6 protein-coding genes are annotated in these 13,383 nt (G+C 33.4%); all 6 read left to right on the top strand.

The genetic code is table 11. From position 1 onward, the window contains the following. Positions 1 to 61: 61 nt before the first annotated feature. The 6 genes from xylE (at position 62) to HNV10_RS07470 (ending at position 12,932) form a co-directional block, all read left to right on the top strand. Positions 62 to 1,480: a D-xylose transporter XylE gene (xylE, locus tag HNV10_RS07495; RefSeq protein ID WP_173300717.1), complete on the top strand. Its 1,419-nt coding sequence runs from the start codon at positions 62 to 64 to the stop codon at positions 1,478 to 1,480. A gap of 362 nt (positions 1,481 to 1,842) precedes the next feature. Then, positions 1,843 to 4,959, top strand: a complete 3,117-nt coding sequence (locus HNV10_RS07490; RefSeq protein WP_173300716.1) for a SusC/RagA family TonB-linked outer membrane protein — start codon at positions 1,843 to 1,845, stop codon at positions 4,957 to 4,959. A gap of 12 nt (positions 4,960 to 4,971) precedes the next feature. Next, positions 4,972 to 6,882: a RagB/SusD family nutrient uptake outer membrane protein gene (locus HNV10_RS07485; protein WP_173300715.1), complete on the top strand. Its 1,911-nt coding sequence runs from the start codon at positions 4,972 to 4,974 to the stop codon at positions 6,880 to 6,882. A 114-nt stretch (positions 6,883 to 6,996) separates the two neighbouring features. Next, positions 6,997 to 9,990 carry a SusC/RagA family TonB-linked outer membrane protein gene (locus tag HNV10_RS07480; RefSeq protein ID WP_173300714.1) on the top strand — a complete coding sequence of 998 codons (2,994 nt, stop codon included), beginning with the start codon at positions 6,997 to 6,999 and terminating at the stop codon, positions 9,988 to 9,990. A 27-nt stretch (positions 9,991 to 10,017) separates the two neighbouring features. After that, on the top strand, positions 10,018 to 11,745 hold the full coding sequence (locus tag HNV10_RS07475) for a RagB/SusD family nutrient uptake outer membrane protein (protein WP_173300713.1): 1,728 nt from the start codon (positions 10,018 to 10,020) through the stop codon (positions 11,743 to 11,745). Positions 11,746 to 11,792: 47 nt separating this feature from the next. Continuing rightward, positions 11,793 to 12,932, top strand: a complete 1,140-nt coding sequence (locus HNV10_RS07470) for a DUF5627 domain-containing protein (protein WP_173300712.1) — start codon at positions 11,793 to 11,795, stop codon at positions 12,930 to 12,932. Positions 12,933 to 13,383: the final 451 nt, after the last annotated feature.

Here is a 13,383-nt window from a genome sequence, read left to right as displayed (position 1 = left end):
TTCAGTTTTTATAACTATAAGAACTGAAAGGTTTAATTAAACTTAACTAACTAAACTAATTATGACAAAAACAGCAAAATCAGGATATCTTTTAAAACTAACATTAGTGGCCACTTTAGGCGGTTTACTATTTGGATATGATACTGGAGTAATTTCAGGAACAGTAGGTTCTTTGGACAGTTTCTTTGTAATACCTAAAGGCTTGTCAGAAACGGCAGCTAACGCTTTTAAAGGTTTCTTGGTGTCGAGTGCATTAATTGGTTGTATAATAGGAGGTCTTTCTGGTGGACTGGTGAGTAAGAAATTAGGTAGAAAAAAAGGATTGATATTGGCAGCAATTTTGTTTTTGATATCAGCACTTGGTTCAGCAATGCCAGAGATGTTTATCAATCCTATTGGTGAATTAGATCATACATTTTCATCTATTTTTATTGTTTATAGAATTTTAGGAGGAATAGGAGTTGGTCTCGCATCCATGTTGTCACCTTTATATATTGCGGAAATTGCACCAGCTGCAAGTAGAGGTAAATTAGTATCCTTTAATCAATTGGCTATTGTTGGTGGGTTTATGGTTGTTTACTTTGTGAATTATTTTATTTCAAAAGGAGGAGGGTCAGATATTTGGTTAAATGAGGTAGGATGGAGATGGATGTTTGCTTCAGAGGTTATTCCTGCTGGGATATTTTTAGGACTTTTGTTTTTTGTGCCAGATACACCACGCTCTTTAATGCTTAGAAACAAACCAGACGAGGCGCTTGATGTACTTATTAAAGTAAATGGAGAAGATGAAGGAAACAGAATATTAGATGAAATCAAAGGGTCTGTGGTTCAAAACTCTGGTAAGCTTTTATCTTTTGGATGGTTGGTTATTATTATAGGAGTTGTACTTTCAATCTTTCAACAGTTTGTAGGTATTAATGTAGTGCTATATTATGCACCAGAAATATTTAAAAAAATAGACCCAAACACAGATGGCGCTCTATTACTAACTATTATTGTTGGTATCGTAAATTTCCTATTTACTATTATAGCAATCAGAACAGTAGATAAATACGGTAGGAAGCCTCTAATGATAATTGGTGCTTTAGGCATGGCTGTGGCAATGTTTTCACTAGGATTTGTATTCTATGGTGGAGCAACAGGTTATTTAGCTTTGGCATGTATGATGCTCTATGTAGCTAGTTTTGCTATGAGTTGGGGACCAGTTACTTGGGTGTTGTTGTCAGAAATATTTCCGAATAAAATTAGAGGTAAAGCGATGGCCATTGCAGTGGCGGCACAATGGATATCTAATTATTTAGTATCGTTAACCTTCCCAATGATGGACGATAATAGCTACTTAACAGAACAATTTAATCATGGCTTTGCTTATTGGATTTATGGTGTTATGTCATTATTAGCAATGATTTTTGTTTGGAAATTAGTGCCAGAAACCAAAGGAAAAACCTTGGAAGAAATGGAAGGACTTTGGGAGAAGTAAAATTTAAAATCTGTTCCAATCTACACTTAATCAAATATTGAAAATAGTCAATAGTTGAAGATATTTTAAAATCAATATTTTCATTTGACATGGCTAATCTTAATTATTTAACTACTTAAAAGTGAACAAAGTGTTAATTTTTATCAATTAAAAAAATATTGAGAAATAAACAGTTGAAAAGTGTAATTTATTCTAAATATGAGAATTAGGTAAAAAACAATTTTAACAGTATAGTACAGGATGCATTACCTTTTTTTTTTAATGAAATTTGTTAACATAATATTATGATTCTACTTTATCACATAAAAGTTTAATTATTATTATAAATTATAACTAACTAAATGTTGAAACTTAAACTGAATATGAAACAAAAATTTAAAAAACAATTTCCTGTTTCTGGGCTTACATTACTACTGGCAATTGTGTTTTCCAGTTTTACTGCAATTAATTTGGAGGCTCAAGATAGGGTTTCTGGTGTTGTAACAGATGCAGGTGGGATGCCAATACCAGGAGTAAGTGTAGTGCAAAAAGGTACTATGAAAGGTGCATCAACTGATTTTGATGGAAACTATTCTTTTGAACTAACATTGGGTGAACAAATCTTAGTGTTTTCTTATGTAGGTTTTAAAACACAAGAAATTCAAATCAAAGGTAGAGCAACCATAAATGTAACCTTAGAAGAGGATGTTGCAACTTTAGACGAAGTTGTTATTGTAGGATATGGTACCCAGAAAAAAGAGAGTGTGGTAGCCGCTATTACACAAATAAAAGGTGAGGATTTGATGGAAAAGTCAGCCGGTATATCCAATTTGGAAGAAGCAATACAGGGTAATTTGCCAGGTGTTACTGCCATACAAGGTAGCGGTGTTCCTGGGGAAGATAATATGAAGATTTTTATTCGTGGTCGAAGTTCATGGAATGGTGATGGCGACCCTCTTGTACTTGTGGATGGTGTTAAGAGGTCAATGTCTGATATAGATATGAACGATGTTGAAAATTTATCGGTGCTTAAAGATGCTTCTGCAACTGCGGTTTTTGGTGTAGAAGGCGCTAATGGAGTTATATTAATTACTACTAAGCGAGGTCAAACAGGAAAAGCGCAATTGTCACTAAATGTTAATACAACTATTAAAACGGTTTCTCAATTACCAGAAAAATTAGATTCTTACAATGCTTTACTAGAAGCAAATAGTTCTATTTTACGAGGGTTGGCTCAGTCTCCCAGTACATGGAATAATTATACACCATTAGCTATTGTAGATAGATATCGTAATCCTTCCAGTTTAGAGGAAAGCTATATTTATCCTAATGTTGATTGGGAAGATGAATTGTTGAAAGATTATGCACAAGATTATAGAATTAACTTGTCTGTACGTGGTGGTAATAAAACGGCTAAATATTTTGGTAGTTTGGCTTATCAAACTGTCAATGATATTTTTGATGGTGGTAAATACGATACTGGAAGAGGCTATCTAGGTGAGTATAAATATGATAGATTTAACTTTAGAAGTAATATTGATTTTAATATCACAAAAACTACTGAGTTGTCTGTTAATCTTGCTGGTTTTTTAGGTGTTAGAGAAAGTCCTGGTAACTTAGGTAATGTAACTAATGGACTTTACTTAATAGCGCCAAGTCTTTACACGCCTGTATATCCAGATGGGTTATATGGAAATCCCTTTAGTTATTTTAACGTATACGTAAACCCTGTTGAGACTTTACAGGCTACAGGTTATGATACTTATAGAACTTTTCAGGTCAATACAGATTTTATTCTAAAGCAGAAATTAGATTTTATAACTGAAGGACTTTCTTTTCAGGGACGATTTTCTTTAGATAATAGTATGAGAAGTATACAATCAGTAAATGATGGCGGTGTAATTTATAGGGTTTACGATGGTGATGAAGAGCTTATTCTTACTCCAGATGTCACTACGCGATTTGGTTATGTTCAGCAGCCATGGGATATAGAGGCTTCAGAAGTACAAGAAGGTCAACGATCACGAAGAATGGTTTATGATGCTTCATTGAATTATAATAGAACTTTTGATGAAAAGCATAACCTAACAGGGCTGTTCTTAGTCAGAAGACAAGAGGCTGCAACGGGCAGTGCTTTTCCAACATACCGAGAAGACTGGGTAGGAAGGGTGACTTATAACTATGATTCAAGGTACTTTTTAGATGTTAACGGTGCTTATAATGGCTCTGAACAATTTGGCTCAGGATATCGTTTCGACTTATTCCCTTCTATAGCAGCAGGTTGGACGCCTTCAAATGAAACTTTTATGGAAAATGTAGATTGGTTAAATTTACTTAAAATTAGAGGGTCTTATGGTCTTATTGGTGATGATACTTTTATCACTTCTGATAATAGATGGGCATATCTTACGCAATGGGAGTCTGGTGGATCAGCATTTTTAGTGCCAAGTGATTATGATGGAAGTTCACCTTATACGTTTTATAGAGAAGCTCTCGTTGGAAATCCAAACCTTCAGTGGGAGGAAGCTACTAAGTATAATATAGGTCTTGAGTTTAATATATTTAATGGTTTATTAACTGGAGAGGTAGATTATTTTGCAGAAGATCGTAGTAAAATTATAATTGCTAATAGTCAAACTATACCAGATTTTGTTGCTGCAAATCCGTATGTTAATAAAGGTATTGTTGAGGTAAGGGGTTATGAGATTGTTCTTGGTTCTCAATATACTTTCGATAACGGTTTAAATCTATTTGGGGATTTTAATTTTACCCAAGCTATAGATAAAGTAATAGTAAGAGATGATCCATTTTTGGAGGCTGCATATCTAAATGATGCAGGTTATAATATTGGACAAGGAAGAACAGCAATTCCTGCTGGGATATTGACAAGTTGGGACGATGTTTACATGTCAACTCCACAAAATGAAAATCAAGATTTAACTCGTGTTGGGTATTATGATGTTGTAGATTTTGATGGAGACGGTATTTATAATTCTAATTTTGATAATGCACCTTACGGTTATCCAAACCAACCTCAACGAACTTGGAGCGCTACTCTAGGTGCACGATACAAAGGTTTTAGTGTTTCAGCGCAGTTGTATGGTACCCAAAATGCCTCTAGATTGTTTAGTAACAATACTTTTGGTAATTCAACACCTTTAATTTTTGAGCAAGATTTAGATTATTGGACCGTAGATACGCCAAATAATACAGATACTCAACCATCATTTGGAGTTGATGGAGATACTAATCCTAGAGACAATTGGTTAGATGCATCATTAACAAGGCTTAGATCAGTTTCTTTAAGTTATGATATACCAAGTGAGACCTGTAAAAAAATTGGACTGAAGAAACTTCAAGTTTTTGTAAATGGAAATAATCTGTTTTTATGGTCTAATATGCCTGATGATAGGGAGTTTAATACGTCGGGAACAGCACAGTCAAGAGGAGATTATCCTACCTTAAAAAGATATAACTTAGGTTTTAATATGAATTTTTAAAAAAAAGAAATAATGAAAAACTATAAAATAAAAATATTATTAATCTTAGGGTTAGTATTCTCGTTTTCATGCGAGGACTATTTAGATGTAGCGCCAGATGCAGTCATTGACGAAGAGGTGGTTTTTTCTACCTTTAAAAATGCACAAGGTTTTGTAGAAGAAATGTATGCTTTAGTAGTGTCTTATGAACAGCAGTCGCATACCTTTCAAGATTTTCTTTTGGGAGACGATGGATTTGTTGACAGACCTACAAAAGCAAGTGGTGATATTGACGCAGGAAGATTCAACTCTGTTATAACAGATAATTTTTGTTACTTAAATAACCACTATGGTGCTATTTATGGATCAACAGGGAATAACTCCGCCAATGTCGAAAACACTAATGCTTTTAATAAACAAAGACCTGGGTTATATGACGGTAGCTTACATGGTATCCGTAAAGCTAATATTGTAATTGAGAATGTTGAGAATAGAGATTTAATGGTAAATGCAACTCAAGCCGAAAAAGATGTTATTCTTGGACAAGCTTATTTTTTTAGAGCATTTTTCCATAACGAGATTATGAAATTTTGGGGGCGTTATCCATATATTGATGAAGTTTTAATTGATGATTATAATTTAGCACGTCCAGATACCTATAAAGAAGTTGCTTTAAAAGCTAATGAAGACTACATAAAAGCCATTGAGTTATTGCCTGTAGATTGGGATCAAGAGTCTTATGGACAACTAACACTAGGTGAAAATATGGGTAGGCTTACTAAAGGTACAGCATATGCTTTTCAAGGTAAAAACTTACTTTTAGCAGCAAGTCCCTTAATGAAAGGTAATAATGTAAGTATAAGTACTTATGACTATGATATAGAGTTATGTGATATGGCTGTTGAGGCTTTTTCAGGAATTCTTCAATTAGCGGACCAAGGACGTTATGCTTTAGCGTCATGGGAAAACTATGATGAAGTATTTTGGAAATCACTAACACCTGGTTCATGGCCAGGAAGTACAGAATTTATATTTGCTGCAACTGGTGGTAGTCAAGGACAAGCCACAAGATTTATGGCATCAGGAGTAAATAAGGCTATACACACCAATTCTGCCGGATATGAGGTTATTAGTCCTACACATAATTTTATTCATAACAATTTTGGTATGGCTAATGGACTATCTATTGAAGATGATCTTAGTGGAAATTACGGACCATCATTGTACAATCCTAATGAACCTTTTGCAAACCGTGATCCACGTTTTTACAAATGGCATATTATTGATGGAGATGTTATAGATGCAGGAGCTGAGGATTCTAATCATGTAACTGCGCAACTTTGGTTTGAATCTTCTTCTCAAAAAGGTTTCCACCGTAGTACTGGCGCCGAAAATATCAAAGTAAAAAATAATACAGGGTATATGTGGACAAAATTTTACCCTAAAGTAGACGGTAAGTATCATACTAGATGGAATCCTATTATAAGTCAATACACTGGCGTACGAATGCATATGAGACTTACAGATGTTTATTTAATGTATGCAGAAGCATTACATGCGTCTAAAGGGGCAACCACTGCACCTGCTTCTTACAACTTAACTGCTGAAGGGGCTATCAATTTGTTACGTAGTAGAGCTGGTATTCCTAATGTAAATGTTAATATAGTTGGAGATAGCAACAAGTTTATGGATGAATTAAGAAGAGAAAGAGCTGTTGAGTTAAGTTATGAAGCACACAGATGGGTTGATATTAGACGATGGGGATTAGCCCATTTAGATAAATATAGAAGAAAATTGGCCTTAGATTTTCCGCAAGACAGAAGTAGTTTTACAGAAACACTTCTAGTAGATAGGATTTGTGAGTTCCCTAAGCATTATTGGTTACCATTTCCGGCTGAGCAAACACAAATTTACGAGGGCTTCCCTCAAAATCCAGGATGGTAGTGCTAGTCTTTTACAAATTAGTTTTATTTAATATAGAAAAAAATGAAGATAAATAAATTATATAGGTTGTTCACTCTATTAAGCTTAATGCTGTTTTGCATATGTAATGTTGCAATGGCTCAATCAGATGATAAAGTAGAGGTAACAGCAATTGTGGTTGATGAGCAAGGTAACCCTATAAGTGGCGTTGATGTTTTTGGCTCAAAAGGAAATAAGACATCTTCGGATGATAACGGGCAGTTTACAATTAAACTACTAGATGATGAGTCCGTAGTTCTTGAAAAAAAGGGCTATATATCAGCCATTATTATGATGACTGATTTAATTGGTAATATTACAATGAAAAAATCTCTTTTACTCGCTTCAGAAGATGACGAAATAAAGATGGGAGTTGCCACTAAATACAGACGTGATATTGTTGGAGCAGTATCCTCAATTAAAACAAAAAATCGATTAACCTACGATAATACACAATGGGTTAGAGATTATATTAACGGATTAATGCTAGGAGTTAGAGGTTCTGATAATATCAGAGGTTTAGGAAGTGCCATCTTTGTTATTGATGGTGTCATTGGTCGTGATCCGGATATACTAAATATGGAAGAGGTTGAGCAGATAACGGTACTTAAAGATGCTAATTCTGTTGCCCTATATGGTAGTCAAGGAAGAAATGGTGTGATTGTTATTAATACCAAACGTGGAAAAGCTAATAAAAAAGAAGTTAATGTAAATGTTCGTTCTGGTATTAAGTCGCCTATTTCTTTACCAAATTATTTAGGTTCAGCGGCATATATGACACTGTTTAATGAAGCTAGAAATAATGATGGCTTAGATAATTTTTATTCACCTTCGCTTATACAAGAATTTAGAACAAGTACTAATAAATACAAATATCCTGATGTAGACCTTTATTCAAATGAATATGTTCAACCTTTTGTTAATTTTACAAATGCTATAACTGAGTTTTCAGGTGGTAATGAAAAAAATCAATATTATGTTAACGTGGGATGGAATAGTGAGGAAGCATGGGTAGATATTAATGAAGATATAAATGCAGGAACTAACCGTTTTAATGTAAGAGGTAACATAGATTTTAAAATAAATGATTGGATTACTAGTAGTCTTGATGGTATTGCAGTAATAAGCACAACTAAAGGATCTAGAGCCGATTTATTAAGCGCTGGTACTACATTAAGACCAAATGCTTATTCACCATTATTACCAATTGATTTAGTAGACACTAGCGACCCTACAGTTGCAGGACAATTACTAGCGGCAAATAGCTTTGATGGGTTTCTTTTAGGATCAACACAAGAGTTTGGAGTGGATGCACCTGTTTCTATGGCTATAGCTGGTGGTTATCTAACTACAGTATCTCGTTCTACACAGTTTAACAACTCAATCAATTTTGATTTAGACAGAGTAACCAAAGGCTTATCGGCAAAAGCCTACATAAGTTTTGATTTTTATGATTCTTATGATTTATCTATAGAAAATCAATATAAAACATATGAGCCAATTTGGGAAGGCGAGAGCATAACAGGCCTTAATGTTTATGGTGAAGATGTAAAAGATCAAACTGAAAATATTAGTACTAATGGATTTTTATCTCGATTTGGTCTTTATGGACTAGTAAATTATGATACGACTATTGCTAAAGACCATTCTTTAAATACCACTTTATTAGGTTTTTATAATTCACAAAGACGAAATGATGTTACTCAAACAGATATTGATGCGCATGTAGGATTTCAAATGGCTTATGACTACAAAAAGAAATTATATTTTGATTTCACAGGCACCTATGTTAATTCAATAAAACTAGCAGAAGGAAATAGAGGAGCATTTTCACCAACTTCGGGTATATCTTACATTATAAGTGAAGAGTCTTTTTTAAAGAACAGTAAATTTGTAAATTACCTTAAATTGAAGGCTTCTGGTGGTATTTTAAAGTCAGATCAAGGTATTACTGCTCTTAAATCTGGAGGTGCTGTTGATAGCGATGCTAGTGCTTACTATTTATATGATGTGAACTATTCTTTTGGTAATAATGTTAATTGGGGTGATGGACAATCCAATAATAGAATAGACATTTCACAAGGAGAAAATCTTGATTTATCATTTGAAGAGCGTATTGATTTAAATTTAGGTTTCGAAACGTATTTAATGAATTCGCTTTGGATAGAAGCTAATTATTTTAATACAGAATTTGACAAACAAATAACATTCTTACAAGATCAATATCCGTCTTTTTATGATACATTTAGACCGTATGATAATTTTAATTCAAACTTATATACTGGTTTTGAAATTGGTATGAATTTCAATAAAACTTATAAAGATTTGTCAATTACTTTAGGTGCAAACGTGCTATATAGTCAAACTGAAAGATCTAAAAGATCTGAAGTGTTTAATGAAGATTATCTACAGACACAAGGAAGAGAGATTTCTACAATCTTTGGATTAGTTGATCAAGGTTTTTATTCTGAAGCGGATTTTGATACAAACGGTAATTTAAATGCTGGATTACCTGTGCCTCAATTTGGTAACGTTCAACCAGGAGATATAAAATATCAGGATCAAAATGGGGATAATATTATAGATAATGATGACCGAATTGATATTGGGCAATCAAGTAGCCCATGGACATATGCGCTAAACCTTAACTTAAATTATAAAAGATTTAACCTTTTTGTTTTAGCTGTAGGTCAATCAGGAGCTCAGGGTAATAAGTTAAATGATAGTTATAACGAATATTATTCAGTAGATGGTAATGATAAATACTCAGAGGTCGTTTTAGGACGATGGACACCAGAAACGGCTAGTACGGCGACATTCCCAAGGTTATCATCACAAACTAATCAAAATAATTTTAGACAATCTACGTTTTGGTTGTTTGATACAAGTTACTTTAGCATTAACCGTGCACAGTTAACATATGAATTTGAGGATTCTTTTTGTAAAGAATTAGGTATGGAGGATTTTAGTCTAAATCTTTCTGGAACTAATTTGTTTGAAATAGGTGAAAATAAAGATGTTCGTCAGTTAAGAATAGGTAGTACACCACTATCTAGATCTTTTACACTTGGTATAAGAGCATCATTTTAATATAATTAGTAAATTAAAATAAATAAAATGAAGAATTTAATAAAATATATATCAATTGTGTTTGTATTTACTAGCTTTATAGCTTGTGAAACTCTCGAGCCTGTTGAAGAAAACAGGTTGGATTTTGAATTTATTCTCACAGATCCAAATGCAGCAGAAGGTGTATTATTAAATGGATATACAGGCTTAGTTAATCAATATTCATTTTCTGAAGCAGCTACTGATGATGCTGTTAATAATATTTTGGATAACAATTATAAGCGAATGGCGCTAGGTGAGTTAAATTCACAATTTAATCCTGCATCTCGTTGGGGAAGTTTTGAGAGCGTATTCTGGGTAAACAGATTCTTAGAAACTATTGAAACAGGAGAAACACAATGGAGCAGAGACGAATTAATTAACGAAATGTTTCAGATGCGTATGAAAGGAGAAGCACTGGCGTTAAGAGGATTGCATCACTTCTATGTGCTTCAAGCACATGCTGGTGAAAGTGCATCTGGAGAACTACTAGGTATTCCATACTTTACTGAGTTTATTGAGGCAGATGGTAACTTTAACTTACCACGTTTATCATTTGAAGCTTCTGTTCAGGCTATTATGGCAGATTTTGATGAGGCACTTAATTTATTACCTACAGATTATGGGTTAAGTGAGGGAAATGTAGACGAATGGTATACAAATTTAGAGGACTTTGATTACGTTAAATACCAAACAGTAAATGATAACTTTTTTGATTTACGTATTTCAGGAAGAATAGTAAAAGCTTTAAAAGCACGTTTAGCACTTTTTGCTGCGAGTCCTTCCTTTTTAGATAGTCAAAGCTATTATAATATGGCAGCAACTAATGCAGCTGAAGTTTTAAATACTATTGGAGGTGTTGCTGGTTTAGATCCAGTTGGTAATGAGTTTTATGCATCAGATAATAATATACAGAGTGCAGAATCGCTTTGGCGTGCTTCTATAGGCGGTAATAGTACTACTTATGAAAAAAGAATGTTTCCTCCTTCAGTTAATGGAAATGGTGAGATTAATCCAACACATAACTTTGTAATGGCATTCCCAATGCAAGATGGATATCCTGCAACTCAGGCTAATGGTTTTGATCCACAAAACCCTTATGCTAATAGAGATCCAAGGTTAGAAAAATATGTTGTTCTTAATGGCGCTTCTTTTGGAGGTGGTATAATTAATACTGGTGTTGGTGGAGGAAATGATAGGTTAGATTCTATCCCTGGGCAGTCTACAACTACTGGGTATTACCTTAAAAAATTATTACATCCAGACGTTCTAATTAATGATGATGGTACTACTCAAGGTAAGAGACATGCCGCTGTGTATTTTAGATATACTGAATTGTTTTTAATATTAGCAGAAGCAGCAAATGAAATTGGTGGTCCAGACCACCAGGTAGATGGTATTACGGCTCGTGATGTGATTGCAGCAATACGCAGTAGAGCGGGAATTGCACAGTCAGATGATTATTTAGCATCCATTACAACTAAAGAGGATATGAGAGAACTTATTAGAAACGAACGTCGTATAGAACTAAGTTTTGAAGGACATAGGTTCTGGGATCTTAGAAGATGGGGATTACCATTAAATGAATCAGCTAAAGGTTACTTTTTTAATGGAAGTAATTATGTTGAGTTACCATCTGTAGAAGTTAGAAATTATCAATCATTTGCAACTTATATGCCAATTCCAAATTCTGAGATATTAAAATTTTCTGAACTTGAGCAAAATAATGGTTGGTAAGATATAAGATAAATGTGTATTTTATAAGAATTAAAAAAAAATTAGACATGAAAATAAAATATTTAACAATAATATGTGCAATTGCCTTTAGCTTTATAGCTTGCGAAAATCAGGAAAATGATTTTGATGACTTTGGCTCAACTTCAGTGTATTTTCCATTTCAAACGCCTATAAGAACAATAATTCAGGGTGAGTATGATTTGGGTTTTAACGAAAACGATAATAATGGAATATTTGAAATCGGTGTCATCATGTCTGGAGTTTACGAGAATGATATAAACCGTAAAGTATATTTTGAATTGGCTCCAGATTTAATTGATGCGGCTGCTTTAGGCTTAGATACTGTAAATGTTAAGGTCTTACCATCTTCGTACTATACTATTCAACAGGAAAGTCCAGTAACAATTCCTGCTGGTTCTACAAAAGGACGTATTCCAGTACAGCTTTCAGATGCCTTTTTTAATGATCCACAATCATTTGGCGATTTTGGTGAAGTACATTATGTAGTTCCATTAAGAATTACAGATTATGAAGAATTAGATTCACTTCTAGTAGGTGTGCCGGCTGAGGGTGTTACAAACCCTATAAAGATTAAAGCAGATGATTGGGAAACACAACCTAAAGACTATACTCTTTTTGGTATTAAATTTATGAATAAGTATGAAGGCATGTATTTGCGTCGTGGTGAGGATAAAATTGTGGGAACTTCTACAATCTTAGAAAATGGAGTTACAGAAACAATAAATATTGATGACTCTACGGTTTACAGTGAAGAATTTGTAGTACAAGATGAAGTAACGTTAGTAAAAACATCTGGAAGAAATAAAGCAACTAGTACTAACCTAGTTAGAAGAGCAGGTATTCCAAGTAATAGCACTGTTTCTTTAGAATTGACATTTGATGATAATGGAGAAATTGTTATAACTAGTGCTGAAGATGAAACTAATTTTGTGGTAACTGGCTCAGGAACCTTTGTAGTTGATGGAGATGAATGGGGAGGAGAGAGCCGAGACGTAATTTATTTAGAATACCAATATAGAGATCTTGAAGTTGTTCAGGAATTTGTTTTTGGCCAATTAGTTTCAGAATCAACATTAGACTTAATGCATACGGTAAAAGATACTTTGGTTATAAGAGATAGAAATGTTTCATTCGAGGAATTTCAAATTCAATTAACTGTGGACTAATAGTTCAGTGTAGTTGATTATAGGCTCTAGTCTTAACTAAGAAGTTCTAAAAACACATCAAACCCTTCATTATGAGTTATATAATGAAGGGTTTTTTAATTAAAATAAAATACAAGCTATATCTTAAACTAATTTTCATTTCTGTTAAGACAATTTCAATTCAATACATTAATAATTAGTAGCAAATAACAAATAATAGAAATCTTAAATTAAATGTTAGTATTAGATTAAAAGCCCTAATCTGCGTCCAAATGAAACTTGATGCCTTGCATAACAATAAAATTATTTAATGGAATTCATCCGTTTTAAAATCATAGCTTGCATATAGTTTTTAAAATTGAATAAATCTCAGTTAGTAATCTCAATTATTGAGATTTTTTGTTTTTGAAAATTTAACGTGAGATGCTTATATTTTCAGGATAGAGCAGGATAGAAGACGAAGCACAAAATC

Source organism: Winogradskyella litoriviva, from assembly GCF_013249065.1.
Lineage (GTDB): Bacteria > Bacteroidota > Bacteroidia > Flavobacteriales > Flavobacteriaceae > Winogradskyella > Winogradskyella litoriviva.
This window is presented reverse-complemented; position numbering and strand designations above follow the sequence as displayed.